We start from the raw sequence: 15,928 nt of genomic DNA on the forward strand, positions 1-15,928 counted from the left end.
GAGGATCGGCGGCGGATCCACGCTTTTTTTTCGAAATCGAGCGTTCGGGGGGGCACGCGCCCTTTGCGGTGTTTGCCCGGGGTTCCTAGACTCGTGACCCATGAGACGACTTTCCTGGGTGCTGCTCGCGGCGCTGGTTTCCGTGGGCTGTGGGGACAACGGCGGCGACCCGTCGGAGGCGGGTTCGGGCGGTGACGGCGGCGGCGGTGCAGGTGGCGGCGCGGCTTGCGAAGCCGGAGGCGACGGCACGCTCGACGTCGAGATCGTGAGCCCGAACGACGCCGGAGACGTCGCCGTGACCTCGCCGGGAGCGCCGGACGAGCGCGTGGTCTCGAGCGCGTCCCTCGACACGCCGGCGGGTGAGTACACGCTGCGCGCAAGCAGCGTGGCCGACTACCCGGACGGCGAACGCGTCGGCTTCGTCTATCGGCCCGAGGACCCGGAGCAGACCGCCTGCGTCGCCGACGGCGCGACCACCGAGGTCACCTTCAACTACGAGCCCACGCCCGGGAGCCACAAGCTCTGGTTCACCGCGCAGAACGGCGACCAGCTGGTCGGCGCGCTCGACGGCGAGGCGCTGCTCGAGTCGGGCGAGGTCACGCCGAGCGTCGCGTTCCAGGGGAGCGCCGAGATCATCAACCAGGGCGCGATCGCCTTCGACGGGGCCGGCAACCTGTGGGTCTCGGCCAACGCGGGCCAGATCACCGCGCGGCTCGTCGACACGCTGGGCGAGAGCAGCGAGGCCGCCCCTGACCGCGTGCTCGACGTGTCCGAGGTGTGCGCGGGCGTCATCCCCTGCGCCGCGGGCGGCCTCGCGTTCGACGCGGCGGGCAACCTCTGGGTCGGGATCCGCGACCATCTGCTGAGGATCGACGCGGCCGATCTCGAAGGCTCCGGCGTGGTGGAGCCCTCCGTGACCATCACCGGAGACGAGATCGAGAACGTCCAAGCGCTCGCGTTCGACGGCTCGGGCAACCTGTGGGTGGCGAGCGCCGAGCAGGACGCGGTGCTGATGTACGCGGCCGAGCGGCTCGCCGCGGACGACGGGGATCCCGCCGACGTGGTGCTGAAGGCGCTCACCCCCGAGCCGGTGATCGGGCCGCTGGGCCAGCCGACGGGGCTCGCGTTCGACGAGCAGGGCGCGCTCTGGGTGGGTTACTGGGCCTCGAACACCATCGCAAAGTTCGAGCCCCGCGATCTCGAAGCGTCAGCGGAGCTCACCCCGGAGGTTCAACTCGGAGTGGGGGTGCTGGCGCTTCCGGAGAGCATCGCCTTCGATCAGAGGGGGAACCTGTGGTTGCCCTCCCGGGCCGGTTCGGCGGCGGCGATCGCCAAGGCCGAGCTCGTCGCGGGCGGCGATGTGGAAGCGGGAGCCACCGTCCTGACGAGCGAGGCGTTCGGATCGCTCATCGACCTCGCCTTCAACCCGCCCCCCGACTGGTCACCGATCCACGGCCCCAAGTGAGCTCGCGGCGGCCGTGGACCCCGGCCGCCGGAGCCGCGCAAGGCGCGCCCGCAGGTCGTCCGCGACCACGTAGAACGCCGGCACGACGAGGAGGCTGAGCGCCGTCGAGACGACGAGGCCGCCGATCACCGCGGCGGCCATCGGGGCCCGGATCTCGGCCCCGGGGCCGAGCGCCAGCGCGGACGGGACAGCGGCCATCAGCGTCGCGATCGAGGTCATCAGGATGGGGCGCAGCCGCACCGGGCCGGCGCGGAGCATCGCCTCGCGGGCGTCCATCACCTCCCCCGCCCCCTCGCCGTGCCCGCGCCTCACCTCGATCGCGTGATCCACGAGGATGATCGAGTTCTTCTTCACGATCCCCATGAGCAGGAGGATCCCGATCATGCTGAAGATGTTGAGCGTGTGCCCCGTCAGCAGCAGCGCGAAGGCGGCGCCCGCGATCGACAGCGGCAGGATCGTCAGCACCGTGACCGGGTGCAGGAACGAGTTGAACTGGGACGCGAGCACCATGTAAGCGACGAGGATCCCGAGCACCAGCGCGAAGAGGAGGCCGCCCATCGACTCGCGGAACGTCACGCTCGCGCCGCCCAGCACCAGGCGGTAGCCGGCCGGCAGGTCCCGGCCGAGCTCCTCGACGCGGGCCACCGCCTCGCCCTGCGAGCGCCCCGGCGCGACGTTGCCGAAGACCGAGATCGCGCGCTCGCGGTCGCGCCGCGTGATCGCCTGGAGCGCCGGGCGCTCGTCGTAGGTGACGACCGACGTCAGCGGGACCAGCGCGCCCGACGCGCTCCTCACCTGGATGCGCGCGAGATCCTCGGGCCGGCTCCGCTGCTCCGCGAGCAGGCGCGCGCGGACGTCGATGCGGCGCCCGCTGTCGTTGTACTTGGCGACGCGCCCGCCGCCGATCAGCGTGTTCAGCGTCGTCGCGATGGCCTCGACGCTCACGCCGAGATCCGCGGCGCGCGCCCGGTCGGGCACGATGCGGAGCTCGGGCATGCCGAGCTGGTAGTCGGAGTCGAGATCCACGACGACGCCGCTCTGCGCGAGCTCGGCCCGGATGCGCTCGCTGTGCTTCGTGAGCTCGTCCCAGTCGGGGCCGCGGATCGAGAACTCGACAGGGAACCCGCGCTGGGCCGTGAAGCCCGACTGCGAGAGGTCCTGGACGACGGCGCGCAGGCCGGGGTAGCCGTTCAGCTCCTTGCGGAGCGCGCCCTGGAGATCGGCCTGCGAGAGCGCCCGCTCGTCCGCCGGCTTCATCGTGACGAACAGGATGCCCGTGTTGACGCCGCCCCCTCCGCCGAAGCCGCCGACGACGGCGAAGACCCGCTCCACCGCCGGGTGCGCGCCCACGGCCGCCTCGGCGCGGCGGAAGAGCCGGTCGGTCTCCTCGATGTCCGAGCCGACCGCCGTCTGCAGGCGGACAAGGAGCCGCCCCTGGTCCTGCGACGGGACGAACTCCGTCGGGAGGCGCTGCATGGCGACGATCGCGCCGGCGAAGAGGAGCGCGCCGAGCAGGACGACCGCGACCGGGAACCGAAGCGCCCGGGCGAGCAGCCAGCCATAGCCGCGGGAGAGCGCCTCGAAGCCGCGATCGACGAGCCGCCCGAGGCGGCTCCGGCCCTCGCGGGAGACGTCGAGGATCTGCGCGCAGCGGGCGGGCGCGAGGGTGATCGCCTCGAGGTACGAGAGCAGCACGGCGATGCAGAGGGTCACGCCGAACTGGAGGAAGAACCGGCCGACCACCCCCTCCATGAAGATGATCGGGAGGAAGATCGCGACGACGGCGAGCGTCGCGGCGAGCGCCGCGAAGGTGATCTCGGCCGTGCCCTCGCGGGCGGCGCGGACGCGGTCCTTCCCCCCTTCGGCGTGCCGGTGGATGTTCTCGAGCACCATGATCGCGTCGTCGACGACGATGCCGACGGCGAGCGAGAGCCCGAGCAGCGTGAAGGTGTTCAGCGTGAAGCCGAGGAAGTAGATCGCGGCGACCGTGCCGAGCAGCGACATCGGGATGGCCAGGACGACGTTGAGCGTGCTCGAGAGCGAGCCGAGGAACATCCAGCAGACGAGGGCCGTGAGCGCGATGGCCATGCCGAGCTCGAGCTCGATCTCGTGGACCGACTCCTCGATGAACTTCGTCGAGTCGAAGTTCACGCCGACCTCCATCCCCTCGGGCAGGGACTTCTGGACCTCGGCAAGCGCGGCCCGGACCCCCCGGGCGACCTCGACCGCGTTCGAGCCCCGCTGCTTCCTCACGCCGAGGCCCTGGGCCGGCTCCCCGTTCACCCGGGCGAGGCGGCGCACGTCCTCGAAGCCGTCCTCGACGAGCGCGACGTCCTCCAGGTACACCGTGGCGCGCGCCGACGACGGCGGCCCCGCCGCCTGGGGGGCCGCGCCCGGCTGGGCGGCCGCGACGGCGTTGCCTTCGCGGAGGACGATCCGCTTGAAGGTCGCGAGATCGAGCGCCTCGCCCATCACCCGCACGTTGAGCTCCCGCCCTTCGGTCTCGATGCGGCCGGCGGGCAGCTCGATGTGCTGGCGGCGCAGGGCCTCGGTGACGTCGGCGACGGTGAGCCCCTTCGCCGCGAGTCGATCGGCGTCGATCCAGATGCGGACATTGCGCTCGAGGTAGCCGCCGAGCGTGAGCTCTCCGACGCCGGGCACCGTCTGGAGCTTCTCCTTCAGCCGGTAACGCGCGATGTCGGCGACGAGCTGGGGAGAGAAGGGGCCGGAGAGCCCGACCCACATGATCGGCTGGTCCTCCGGGTTCGTCTTGGAGACGACGGGCGGGTCGAGGTCGAGCGGCAGCCGCCGCTGCGCCTGGGAGATCTTCGTCTGAACGTCCTGGAGCGCGACGTCGACGTCGCGCGACAGGTCGAGCTCGATGGTGACCGAGGCGCTCCCCTGGCGCGACGTCGACGTGATCGATCGGATCCCCTCGACCTGGACGGCCGCCTCCTCGAGCGGCTCGACCACGTCGTGCTCCATGATCTCGGGGGCGGCGCCCTCCAGCGTGGCGGAGATGGTGATGGTGGGGAAGTCGACGTCGGGGAACTGGCTGATGCCGATGCGCGACACGGCGACGAGGCCGAAGACGATGGTCGCGGCCATCAGCATCCAGGCGAAGACCGGCTTCCTGAGGCAGGCTTCGGTGAGGCTCACGGCACGCTCCGTGACGAGCTGGCGGGAGCGGTCAGCGGCGACGCGCCGGATGAGGCGGGGGGCGGTGACGCGCCGGACGACGCGGCGGGCGGCGACGCGCCGGACGACGCGGCGGGCGGCGGCGACGCGCCGGCCGCGGACGCGCTCGCGCCTGCGCCTCCCTCGGGGGGGTGGCCCGCGGCCTGGCCTCCCGGCACGCTGCCGGGCGCCGCGATGCGGACCTGCGCCCCCTCGCGCAACGCCTCCGCGCCGCGCGCCACGAGGAGCTCTCCCACGGAGAGGCCCGACTTGACCTCGACGCGCCCGTCGGGCGTGCGCAGGCCCAGCGAGAGCACGCGCTCGCGCGCGGTGGTGCCGTCGACCACGTACGCGAGGAACCCCCGCTCGCTCGGTCGCACGGACGTGAGTGGGATGACGGGAGCGTCGCCGCTCGCGCCCACGGGCACGGTCACCTCGGCGAAGGTGCCGGGGCGGAGCAGCTCCTTGCCCTCGCCCTGCACCTCGCCTGTCACGGCGACCATGCGCGTCGCCGGATCCGCCGCGTCGGCGACGTGCGTCAGCCTGGCGTTGTAGGTCCGCGCGTCGCCCTTCACCGTGAAGCGCGCCTCCATGTCGGGCCTGACCCGCGGGGCGTCGGCGGCGGGGATCTGGAAGCGAAGCAGGAGCGGGTCGCGGCGCAGGAGCGTCGCGAGCACGGTGCCGACAGGCACGTGCTGGCCGGTCTGCACGGTGCGCGTCTGGATCTTCCCCTGGATGGGGGCGCGCACGTAGGCGTCGCGCAGGTTCAGGAGCGCCTGGTCGACGGCGACCTTCGCCTCGGCGACCTGCGCGGCGGTCGTCGCCGCCCTCGAGCGCCAGGACGCGACGTCTTCCTTGCTGAAGACGCCGTCGGCGCCCTCGGCCTCGCGCCTCTCGAGCCCCGCGGCGGCCTCGGCCTGGGTGGCGGTCATCCGCTCGAGCGTCGCGCGCGCCGCGCGGACGGCGAGGTTGTACCGGGCCGGGTCGATCTCGACGAGCACCTGCCCTGCCTTGACCTCGGCGCCCTCCATGAACCGCACCGCCTCGACGACGCCGGCGACGCGCGCGGTGAGCTGCACCTGCTCGAACGCCTCGACCGCGCCGACGGCCGGCACGGCGTACTCGACCCGCTCCGCCGCGACGGGCACGACCTCGACCGGGAAGCTGAGCCCTTGCTTCGCGGGCTTGCGCCCCTGCTCGGGCGAGGCCTCCCCGCCCTTCTTGCACGCCGGAGATCCGAGGAAGACAAGCGCCGCCACCAGGGCGAGCGCGGGCACGCGAATCGGTTGGAGCACCATCTAGGTGGAGGAGTAGCGCAACTTGAGCCGCGGTGCGCGGGGCCGAGCGGGGTGACCGATCGCAAACCACGCCGATCCAGCACAAAGACACGCCCTGCCGCACAGGACAGACACCCCGTACAGTCCCGCAGACAGCAGGGATGCTGACCCACGAGCCCGGCGTGAAACCAGCAACGACGGGCGAGCTGACACGAGCTGGCGGAGTCGACGATGACAGACCTGGTCAACGACATGACCGAACGATTTCTGCGCGATGCCGGCATCGCTCCCGGCATGCGCGTCCTCGATGTGGGGTGCGGCCGAGGCGACGTGAGCTTCATGGTCGCCCGCATCGTCGGCGAAGGGGGTTGTGTGCTCGGCGTAGACCGCGATCCGGCGCCCATCGCGGTCGCTCGCCGGCGAGCCGCCGAGCTGGGACTCCACCGCGTCGCCTTCGAAGAGCGGGACCTCGGCGCGCTCTCCCCCGCCGTCGAGCGCTTCGATGCCGCCGTCGGCCGGAGGGTGCTCATGTACCAGCCGGATCCTGTCGCCGCGGTCCGTGCCATGGCCGGCGCCGTGCGCGCCGGCGGCCTGATCCTGCTCCAGGAGAACGACCCGACGATGGGCCAGGGCAGCCTCGTGCCCATGGATCTACATCGCCAGCTGCACCAGTGGATCTGGCGGACCGTCGAGCGTGAGGGCGCGAGCCTCCACATGGGACTCCAGATGCCGGGCGTCTTCGAAGAAGCGGGCCTGACCGTGCAGCTCGTGAGGGCCGAGGCCATCGTGCAGACGCCGAAGCTCCAGCATCCGCTCGCGCTCATCGTTCGCGCGATGCTCCCGCGGATCGTCCAGCAAGGCGTGGCGTCGGAGGCCGAGGTCGACGTGGACACCCTGGAAGAACGCCTCGCCGCCGAACGGACGAAGGCCAATACCACCTTCGTCGGCGACCTCGTCTTCAGCGTATGCGGCCGGACACCGTCTCCTGGGTGAGCGTGCGGCCCTTGCTCTGCGCTTCGGCGCGCCACGCCGCCGGCGTCGCCCCGTGCTCTCTACGGAACATGCGGATGAAGTGCGTCGCGTCCGCGTAGCCGACGCGCTCGGCGATGAACTCGACTCTCTCGTCGGAGTGGAGGAGGATGCGGCGAGCCTCCGCCATTCTCCCGGCCACGATCCACTCGACCGCGCTCCGGCCCGTCGCCCGGGAGAGCGCCGTCGTCACGTACGCCGGGCTCCGCCCGACCGCTCGCGCGACGTCCTTCAGCGAGAGCGGCCGAAGGCAGTTTCGCTCGATGAAGCGAAGGGCATCGACGACGACTCCCGGCGACGGCGAGGCAGGGTGTTGCGAGCGCGCGGCCTGCCGAACCTCGTCGAGGATGAGCACAAGGAGGCTCCGCTGGACGACGTCGGGAGCGCCGCCATCGCGCGATTCCGTCGCGCGCATGAGCTCCCGGAGGAGCATGTCGATGTGCGCGTGACGATCCGCGGGCACCCGGACGACGGGGGACGCGCCGGAGCGCACGCGCTCGAACGGCTCGAGCAAGCTGCCCGCCTCCTCGGCGGCCAAGCAGGGGACACAGAAGCCAACGCCGATCCAGTCCGGGGCCGCCTTCTCGATCGAGCGGTGCGGCTGTCCGGCAGGCACGAGGAGGACGTCTCCGGCCTCGACGTTCCATCGACCGCGCTGATCGATCCGAGAAGCGCCGCTCGTGTAGAACGCCAGCGCGGCGAAGGCGTGGGTCACGGGCGCCCGCATGACCGGCTGCACCGGTGAGGGCTGCCGGCAGCAAAAGATCGCTCGGCCCCCGCCCACAAGGTCTTCTCGCTGGATCGCCGGCGCGGGGGGCATGAGCGCCATGATGACATCGGCGGAAGCAGGAGGCGAGCGCCGGCGCTCTCCGCCGAGCAGGCCGCTGGATAGTAAGGAGCTCTTCCCTTCGCTGCGCCAGCGAAAGGCCAGCGAAGATCTGGCGGGCCCGACCTGCGCGCGCGCCTGCCGGACGGAGCTACGGCTTCAGCGTCATCCGCATCTTGTAGACCTGCATGCCGAACATCACGCCCTCCGGGGCGGCAGGATCGATGGTCCCGTCCCGACCGCGGCTCAAGCGCACGAAGGCCTGACACCCTTCGGCGGGGAGCCCCGTGGGGTACGAGCCTTCGGGAACGGTGAACGAGCCGGTGTCGTCCAGGTCCCCCGACGAGTCGACCCAGGATACGTCATCCAGACAGGGACCCGGCTCATCGAAGCTGACAGGTCCGATGGACCACCTCATCATGTCGTCCTTGCCCAGCGGCTCCCACGCCAGCACGAGATCCTCGCCGGAGCCGAGGCTGAACACGCTCTCCGGCTCGGGAGACGTGAGCTCCGAGAGCTCGGGCATCACGATCTCCCAGCCGTCGAGATCGTTGAACCGGGCGCGGATCGCGCGGCCCGGCTCGGCGTGCTTGAGATAACCGCGGCACCTGGCGGCGATGAGGTCGTCGTCCGGATTGCTGTCATGCCACCAGTAGCAGGCGAGCTCCGCCTCCTCCGAGCCGTTGCTCACGATGAACCTGTCGGGGAGGTACTCCCCGTCCCCGGGGTCTCGGACGCCGAACGCGCTGCTGGCGTCCACCTTCCGGACGAAGGCCTCCGCTTCGCCCAGGTACTCGGCGCCATCGCGGACGATCGGCTCGTTGTATCCGTAGACCCGGAAGACGACCGCCTCGTTCTCCGCAAGGGGCCGGTACTCGTCCGGGCCACACGCAGTCCCGGAAAGGCCCAGGACGGTGATCAAAGCCAGCCACATGATGTCGCGCATGATTTCCTCCACCCTCCGATGTGTTTGTAAGAGACGGCTGCGCCGCCAGTTCTGCTCGGGTGAGGCCCCTGCTCCCTCGCGGCTGGATTGCAGCGAATCTCTCCTCCTTCGGCTCAGGCCCATTCGCCGGCCGTCGCTGCAAGTGCCCAGTTGACACGTACAGCGAAGCCAATGCCCCCTCGCAGTTCTCGTTGAACCGACGCTTGTAACCGTCAGGCCCGGTCGGCGGCGGCCGCCGCGGGAGCGGCGCTGCCGTCGCCGGCGCTGCGCAGGTGAGCAGCAGCAGGAGCGCGGTGATCGGGCTGAGCGGCGGGCATCGCATGATCTTGTGTTCCGGGGGTCCTCCGCGCGGCGAGGTCGCCCTGCAGAGTTCGCGAGGGCGTCGCAGGCGCGGTGCGCCTCGGGCTCAGGGTCGAGGCTGGACACGGGAGCTCGGGCAACGCGCTCTCTCGATTTCCAGCGCCTTTCTTACCAGAGATCACCGCACGGTTGCGCTCGAAACGCTCGACACCAACAGAAGATGTGAGGACGAACGACACGACAAGAACGCGCCAGGACCAGCAACACGCATTGCTGTTATCGAACAAAAATTCTCACATCATGTGAGATTTCGCTCAAAAAATTCTGACTGTGTTCTCAACCTGGGCCAGCTGACGATCGAGATCACCGAACAGCTGCGTTCGAACCACTCAATGTGTAGGCTGGACACCAGCACGAGAACATTGCATTGCATCGATCGAGACAAATTTCTCGCACTTGATGAGCTGAGGCTCCAAAAATCCTCAACCTGGGTCAGCCGACGCGACGCCGCTCCTCAACCTGGGTGCGCTGGCGCCTCAGCTGGCGCCTCGACCTGAGCTAGTGCCTCCGCCTCAACCTGGGTGAGCTGGCGGGGGAGCTGGCGGCTCTTCAACCTGGGTGAGCTGGCGGGGCGGCTCCTCAACCCGGGTGAGCCGACGCTCCAGAAATTCCCGGCCTGGACAAGCTGGCGCGGGGCGGCCGACGCAGCGGCCCCCAACCAGCCGCTGGAAGCCCCGCGCCGACGTCACAGCCGCGCCGCGATCGGGCGGACCGGCGCTCCGCTGGCTGGACGCCCGGTCCCCGGCCCAGCCGCCTGTCGAGGCCGCGACGAGGCCGTCGCGCCCGCCGCCCTTCCGCGCTCGCCCTGGGGCAGCGCCGGTCTATACCATGGGGACATGCGCCCCACCGTGCTCCTCTGGGACATCGACGGCACCCTGCTCTCCACCGGCGGCGCAGGCCGGCGCGCCATGGAGCACGCGTTCGCCCGGTACGCCGACCGGCGCGACGCGTGCGAGGCGTTCTCGTTTGCCGGCATGACCGACCGGGCCATCATCCGGACAGGGCTCGAGACGGTCGGGCGCGAGGCCACGGAGGACGCCATCGACGCGCTCCTCGCGATCTACGTCGAGATCCTCGCGCAGGAGATGTCGCTCGCCGGCGACACCCGGGTCCACGTCGGCGTCATCGAGGCGCTCGACGCCGCCGCCCGGCGCGCGAAGTGCGCCATCGGCCTCGGCACGGGGAACGTCCGCGCCGGGGCGCAGGCGAAGCTCACCCGGGTCGGCATCTACGAGCGGTTCGCGTTCGGCGGCTTCGGCTGCGACCACGAGCGCCGCGACGAGCTCCTGCGCATCGGCGCGGCGCGCGGGGCGGCGATGCTCGAGGCGCCGCTCGATGCGTGCCGCGTCGTCGTCATCGGCGACACCCCGAAGGACATCGCGGCGGCCCGGGCGATCGGCGCCGAGTCGATCGCCGTGGCCACCGGCACCTACGCCCTCGCAGAGCTCGCCGCATGCGCCCCGACCCACAGCTTCACCGACCTCCGGGCGAGGGGCGCGCTCGAGGCGCTGCTCGGTTGAGATCCGAGATCTCTCGACGAGCGGCCGGCTGACCGCTGCGGCGCCGATACGACAGGGTGCCTCTGCGACATGAAGCGCGCATAACCGGCCGTTTGATCTCAGACCACAAGTCCGCGAAAATTCCAAGATGACCTACCCCCCGGGATACCGAACGGCCGAGCATGCCCAGGGTGAGGGAGCGGCGCATCGGGGCGGAGACAACTCTGTACGACATGTTGCATCCAGCGCCGGCAATGTTCCTCGCGACGCCCGGGGTCAGCGCCCGAGCGCGGTCGCGATGGAATGCGCGGCGCGCAGCGCGAGAGCGGCGATGGTGAGCGTGGGGTTCACGGCGCCGCCGGTGGGGAAAACGCCGCTGCCAAGCAGGTAGAGGTTGTCGTGGTCGTGCGCGCGCAGATTCCGGTCGACCACCGAGGTGTTCGGGTCATCGCCCATCCGGTAGGTGCCCATGATGTGCCCGGCGCCCTCGTGCTCGAGCCGGTGCTCGCGGAACGTGGCCCCGAGCGCGTCGAAGATCCGGTCGTGGATCGCGCGCGCGGCCGTCATGCCGTCGCGGGTATAGGGGTCGATCCGGTAATGAAGGCGCGGCCGCGGCAACCCGAGCGCGTCGCGCTGATCGAAGGCAGGCGTGACGCGGTTGTCGGGATCGGGGAGCTGCTCCATCAAGCTGGACACGCAGAGCTGCCGGGTGCAATGCCACGCGAGCTCGGCAGCGAGCTGCTGGCCACGTAGCCCCTTGCGCACGAGATCGGCCGCGGCGACCTCGGGCCCGCCGATCGGCCACTGCCACCCGCTGTTGCCGAGCTCCACGCGGAACGCGGCGTGCACCCCCCGAGAGGCGCTGTTCCGCGTGGCGTCGATACCCCCCGTCGAGAGCGGTCCGCGGGGCTGCCCGAGCGCTTCCCCGGCGAGCGCCCAGCTCAGCTGGATGGGGTGATCCATGAGGTTGCGCCCGACCTGGCCGCTCCTGTTCGCGACCCCGTCCGGCAGCGCGTCGGTCCGGGACATCAGGAGCAGCTTGGGCGTCTCGATCCCGTGCGCCGCCACGATATAGACCTTGCCCGAGGCCTCGTGATCGGTGCCGTCCGGGCGCTTGAACAGGACACGCGACACGCGCCCGTCAGGGCCGATGCCGACGGCCGTGGCGATGGCCTCTTCCACGATCCGCACGCCGGCCAGCGCGGCCTTCTTCACGTGCACCGAGGCGTCATAACGGGCCGTGATCGGGCAGATGGGGATGCAGGATTTTCTGCCGCAGCACGCGGGCCGGCCGCCGTACGCGGCGCTGTTGCGCGCCTGTGCCGTCGCGGTCACCGGATAGCCGAGGGCCGAGATCCTGTCGGCGATGCGCAGATCCGAGTAGCTGTGGGGGATGGGCGCCATGGGGTAAGGCGCGCTGCGCGGCGAGCCGAGGCTGTCATCGCCAGCCACGCCCATCTCGATCTCGCTCTCGACGTACCAGGGTTCGAGCACGTCGTACCCGATGGGCCAGTCGACGCCGACTCCATAAAGGGTCTTCATCCGGAGATCGTCGGGCAGGAAGCGGAGCGCGGTCCCGAGCCAGTGCCAGGTCGTCCCGCCGACGACGCGGAGGTACGTGCTCTTGAAGAGGTCCGGGCCCTCCTGCACGTAGTACCCGCGGGGAGCGCCCTCGCTGGGCGCAGGCGCGGCCATGGAGCGCGGGAAAGGGGCCTCCAGCGTCTTGACCACGGCGCTCCGGTAGGCGCTGGCGGCCCTGTCGCGGTCGACCCGCGGCCCCGACTCCAGCACAAGCACCCTGGCGCCCGCCTTCGCGAGCCGGTAGCCGGCCAGCGTCCCCGCGATGCCCGCGCCCACGATGACCACATCCGCTTGCAGCCTGTCCCCCATACCGAGCTCCATCCGGGCGGCGGCAGCGCGCCCCGCCGCCTCACCCCGCGGGCGGCTCTCCCCAGGACCCCATCGCCCCGCCGCAGGTGCCCGGTGCGCTGGTGTAAGCGAGCGATCTCCACGCGAGCGAGCCCACGTAGGTCGCCAGCGCGCGCCCGCCGGCCGCGTGGTACTGGCCCGTGTACCAGAACAGGAGGATCTCGTCCGCGAGCGCCCGCAGGCGCGCGTCGGCGAAGACGCCCCGCGCCGTCAGGTCATCGAGGGGGCACGCCGGAGCGTCGCCGGCGAGCCCCACCCTGGTATAGAGGTCCTCGAGCGCCGCGGCCTGCTCCGGACGTGCGAGCAGGCAGTCGAGGTAGATCTGCGCGTGGTCCCGGGCGAGGTCGCCAACCCCGGTGAGCACCGTGGACAAGGCGAGGAACCGGTCGAGCGGCGCGGCGGCCCGGCCGCGGACCACGTGCCTTGCAAGGCCGGCGGCGGCGGCGAGGAGCGCGAAGATGAAGAGGGCGAAACGGCGCCGGCCCATGCGGAGGATGCTTCTCTGGGGGATCCGCCCCGGATTGAGCTGCTGGATGCTGCTGTTGACACGAGGAGGCTCGTGGCGCAGGCCATGGTGGCATGAGGGACGAGGTGCCCGGCGTCAATCACGATCTCCCCTGGCCCACGAGGTTCGCTCTCAGCCATCCTCTGCTTGACCGTCTCTGCTCGACCGCTGCCCGTCCGTCGTGGTCGCCTCAGCTCGCCCCACCGGGGACGGCTGCTCGACGGGGAGCTGCTCGACACGTCGCGGGCCTCATCTCGCCGCTGCCGGGCCCCGCGCCGTGCCGGTCAGGTTGCACGTGCGCTGGCCGCCGTGGCGCAGGCCGCCCCCCTGCGCGGCCTCGGGTCCGCCGTAACGGACCTCCGATGCGCACGGAGCGCAGATCCGCTTGCAGATCGCCACGTGAGGGCTCCACATGGGCGGCGCCCCGACGCAAGATCGCGCTCACCGCTCAGTTGCATCCCGGCATGCCTCTCATCGCTCTCGCCAGCTCTCCCACCCACTCGGGATATCCGCACATTGACACGGGGCAAGCGATGACATTGTCCAGCACACGAACAATAACGTCTCGAGGGTAGATCACGACTGGCGAGGTTCTCGTGCCGCCAACCGAAAACGCCTCTCCACACCGAAACATACCACCTTCACGAACGTCCTCCGCCAGATCGGCCGCGACGTGCTTCAAATTGTCCATATGCCTCGCGTACCGCTCCTTATCATCCTGTGCTTCGAAATACGCGGAGATGTTTCGAACATTGTCGGCAATTACCAAATGGTAATTATCGATCATGTACTCCACAGCCTGCGGCTCGCTCGCCCCAAGCTCCTCTCTGAGGGCCCTTCGGAAGGCAGGCGCTATATCACGTGGACTCACCGAAGGGTTCCCTTCAAGAGCTTGAATCAACAATGGCTGGACGCGCGCGGTAACACGACTCCATGCGATGACGGAGGCTGCCCGAACGAGAACGGCGAGGCTCTCCTCCGCCGCCTTTCCGACAAGCACCGGTCGACGCCGGTCCTTACGGTAAGCAGCGAGCAGATCCGACCAAGGAGATATCGAGGATCGCGCAGGGTTCGCCAGACGGCTGACCGCGATGATGCGAAGCGCGTCGCGAAGATCTTCATCGTACGTTCGCATGTCGCTGGCCGGCTGCCACCGTGTCGCGCCATCGAGCCACGCGAGCGCCTCCTTGACTTCGCCCGAGGCGAGGCGCTCCAGGGCGACGCGCGTGCCGATCTTGGCCCCGATCTCCTCAGGGGACTTCGCGACCGGACCACCATGACTTCCGAGAGCGAAGTTCAACGAGGTCTTGTTACGAAGTGAGATATCCAGGAACAGACCGATGAGCGATCCTTGCGCTTCCTCGTCACCGCCCTGCTCCGACCCGCTGTTCCGCCCGGGCTCGGCCTGCACGTCGGCCTGGCTGGAGCTGCCCAGCTCGCGTCCGTCAGGCGGGTTGTTAAGCCGGATGCGGAACGACGACTTTTCGGAATTTATGTCGATGTTGATCAGCCCGTCATCAAAGGTCCCAGAGACGGACACAACGCTCAATTCGGGGTGAGCTTTCCTCCAGACCGTCAAGGCAGCATCGGAGTATGTATGATTAATCTCAATACACTCGACGACCGAGTCCGAGTCTCGCGCTATGGTGCCCAGATCGTTGGCCACCGTTTTGACCAGCTCCCCGAAATTGCTCGACCGCGCTTTGCTCTGGAGCTGCCAGAGCAGGATGGCCAGCTTGGTCGAGCCGCTCGGCGCGGCGATGCTCACGTTGGGCTCGATCAGCGTAGATTCCGTGATGCGCCGGAAGATCTTCTCTTCGCCCATGTCCCATACAGTGTCGATCCCGCCCCGGCCGACTCGCAGGACGACGCGTTCCTTCACCTCGCGCGCTGGCGCGCACGTCGTCGCTGGGGCGCTGGTGTCCGAGCAATCGATGTACGCGCGCGCGCTCAGGCCCGAGTTGAGCTTGATCTCGATGGGACCACTGGTGGCGAGCCGCACCACCAACCAGAGAGTGACGGCTGCCAAGATCACGCATGAAGCGACGACGGCTCGGATACTCTGAGCAAGGACAACAAACAGCTCTCGTAACTTGGGCCACACCTCCTGGCTACCATAGCGCATCCAGAGGTACACGGCTCCGAACAGCAGGGGCACACCGAGCATGCCGCTGACCAGGGTGGGAGCGCTCTGAGCGAACTCACCGAAGGGTTGCTCGGGATAATCGAACTTCCATTTGTACACCAGGGCGACGCCGAGCGTGACCTGCACGAGGGCCATGAGCGCGTACTGGAAGGCGCTTAGCACGGCGATACCGCTCAGCGATGCCCGTCGCGAGGACAGGGAGGATGCCGCGTGTCCCCTCTCAACGTGACGGGCTTACGGGCGACAGCCAACCGCGACCCTCGCCGGATACACGGCGCGCGACGCAGCCTGGCCTCGAGAGCAGGGCGAACCCCGATCGGGTCATGCTCATGCTCTGGACCACCGAGGAGCCCGCGCGCGGGCGCGCCTGGAATGTCATTTCGATGCCGCATCATCGCCGTCTCCCTCCAATAAGGGCTCATCCATCGCGGGCCCTCTTCCGCGTGGCGTGCTCCGCGACCGCAGTCACGTCTCCTCTGAGGAAGGCACCCACGCCTTGCAACGCTAGCACGGAAGCACACCGCCCGTCGTCGTCCTTAGGGGTGCGACCGTGCACTGGCCGGGGTGCGACCGTGCACTGGCGGACATCTCGCCACGTGGACGCACGCGGACCGCATGTACGCGCCGAAGCGCCAGTGCAAGGAAGGGCTCAAGGACATGCGCCACATCGCGCTGCACGCCGCGGGGGTGTCATGATAGTTGGCCGTTCTCGCTGGGCGTCTCGTTCGGCAAGCGGACGTCGTTCTCGATTGGGCGCGACGCGCGGTAC

General features: G+C 69.9%; 10 protein-coding genes. 3 read left to right on the plus strand and 7 right to left on the minus strand.

The window, feature by feature from the left end:
- Positions 1-100: 100 nt before the first annotated feature.
- Positions 101-1,465, plus strand: coding sequence for a Vgb family protein (locus tag WMF22_RS28840; protein ID WP_438031858.1), 1,365 nt, complete (start codon positions 101-103; stop codon positions 1,463-1,465).
- Here WMF22_RS28840 and WMF22_RS28845 read toward each other — a convergent pair.
- Both WMF22_RS28845 and WMF22_RS28850 read right to left on the minus strand, forming a co-directional pair.
- The gene (locus tag WMF22_RS28845; RefSeq protein ID WP_438031859.1) at positions 1,442-4,624 is read right to left on the minus strand and encodes an efflux RND transporter permease subunit; all 3,183 of its coding nucleotides are present in this window, start codon (positions 4,622-4,624) and stop codon (positions 1,442-1,444) included. The two genes, WMF22_RS28840 and WMF22_RS28845, sit on opposite strands and share 24 nt — an antisense overlap.
- The gene (locus tag WMF22_RS28850; protein ID WP_437293226.1) at positions 4,621-5,940 is read right to left on the minus strand and encodes an efflux RND transporter periplasmic adaptor subunit; all 1,320 of its coding nucleotides are present in this window, start codon (positions 5,938-5,940) and stop codon (positions 4,621-4,623) included. The genes WMF22_RS28845 and WMF22_RS28850 overlap by 4 nt, the downstream gene beginning before the upstream one ends.
- Before the next feature lie 210 nt (positions 5,941-6,150).
- Between WMF22_RS28850 and WMF22_RS28855 the strand changes: the two genes are divergently transcribed.
- Positions 6,151-6,912: a methyltransferase domain-containing protein gene (locus WMF22_RS28855; RefSeq protein ID WP_438031860.1), complete on the plus strand. Its 762-nt coding sequence runs from the start codon at positions 6,151-6,153 to the stop codon at positions 6,910-6,912.
- Here WMF22_RS28855 and WMF22_RS28860 read toward each other — a convergent pair.
- Both WMF22_RS28860 and WMF22_RS28865 read right to left on the minus strand, forming a co-directional pair.
- Positions 6,878-7,675, minus strand: a complete 798-nt coding sequence (locus WMF22_RS28860) for a helix-turn-helix domain-containing protein (RefSeq protein ID WP_438031861.1) — start codon at positions 7,673-7,675, stop codon at positions 6,878-6,880. The genes WMF22_RS28855 and WMF22_RS28860 overlap by 35 nt on opposite strands.
- 250 nt (positions 7,676-7,925) lie before the next feature.
- Entirely contained in the window at positions 7,926-8,720 is a 795-nt protein-coding gene (locus tag WMF22_RS28865; protein ID WP_437293229.1) for a hypothetical protein, read from the minus strand.
- A gap of 1,196 nt (positions 8,721-9,916) precedes the next feature.
- Between WMF22_RS28865 and WMF22_RS28870 the strand changes: the two genes are divergently transcribed.
- Entirely contained in the window at positions 9,917-10,600 is a 684-nt protein-coding gene (locus tag WMF22_RS28870; RefSeq protein WP_438031862.1) for an HAD family hydrolase, read from the plus strand.
- A gap of 255 nt (positions 10,601-10,855) precedes the next feature.
- Here WMF22_RS28870 and WMF22_RS28875 read toward each other — a convergent pair whose 3' ends face one another.
- The 3 genes from WMF22_RS28875 to WMF22_RS28885 all read right to left on the minus strand — a co-directional run bounded on the left by WMF22_RS28875 (position 10,856) and on the right by WMF22_RS28885 (position 15,294).
- Entirely contained in the window at positions 10,856-12,469 is a 1,614-nt protein-coding gene (locus tag WMF22_RS28875; protein WP_438031863.1) for a GMC family oxidoreductase, read from the minus strand.
- Between the two features lie 40 nt (positions 12,470-12,509).
- Positions 12,510-12,995, minus strand: coding sequence for a sugar dehydrogenase complex small subunit (locus tag WMF22_RS28880; RefSeq protein WP_437293232.1), 486 nt, complete (start codon positions 12,993-12,995; stop codon positions 12,510-12,512).
- 466 nt (positions 12,996-13,461) lie between these two features.
- Complete coding sequence (locus tag WMF22_RS28885) at positions 13,462-15,294, minus strand: hypothetical protein (RefSeq protein ID WP_438031864.1); 1,833 nt, start codon at positions 15,292-15,294, stop codon at positions 13,462-13,464.
- Between the last annotated feature and the right edge of the window lie 634 nt (positions 15,295-15,928).

This window comes from Sorangium sp. So ce204 (assembly GCF_051526795.1).
GTDB classification, from domain to species: Bacteria; Myxococcota_A; Polyangia; order Polyangiales; family Polyangiaceae; genus Sorangium; species Sorangium cellulosum_B.

Bases quoted from the DNA above. Each gene is read 5' to 3' on its own strand.
- WMF22_RS28840 (WP_438031858.1), top strand. From the start codon at position 101: ATGAGACGACTTTCCTGGGTGCTGCTCGCGGCGCTGGTTTCCGTGGGC.
- WMF22_RS28850 (WP_437293226.1), bottom strand. From the start codon at position 5,940: ATGGTGCTCCAACCGATTCGCGTGCCCGCGCTCGCCCTGGTGGCGGCG.
- WMF22_RS28855 (WP_438031860.1), top strand. From the start codon at position 6,151: ATGACAGACCTGGTCAACGACATGACCGAACGATTTCTGCGCGATGCC.
- WMF22_RS28860 (WP_438031861.1), bottom strand. From the start codon at position 7,675: ATGCGGGCGCCCGTGACCCACGCCTTCGCCGCGCTGGCGTTCTACACG.
- WMF22_RS28865 (WP_437293229.1), bottom strand. From the start codon at position 8,720: ATGCGCGACATCATGTGGCTGGCTTTGATCACCGTCCTGGGCCTTTCC.
- WMF22_RS28870 (WP_438031862.1), top strand. From the start codon at position 9,917: ATGCGCCCCACCGTGCTCCTCTGGGACATCGACGGCACCCTGCTCTCC.
- WMF22_RS28875 (WP_438031863.1), bottom strand. From the start codon at position 12,469: ATGGGGGACAGGCTGCAAGCGGATGTGGTCATCGTGGGCGCGGGCATC.
- WMF22_RS28880 (WP_437293232.1), bottom strand. From the start codon at position 12,995: ATGGGCCGGCGCCGTTTCGCCCTCTTCATCTTCGCGCTCCTCGCCGCC.
- WMF22_RS28885 (WP_438031864.1), bottom strand. From the start codon at position 15,294: ATGGCCCTCGTGCAGGTCACGCTCGGCGTCGCCCTGGTGTACAAATGG.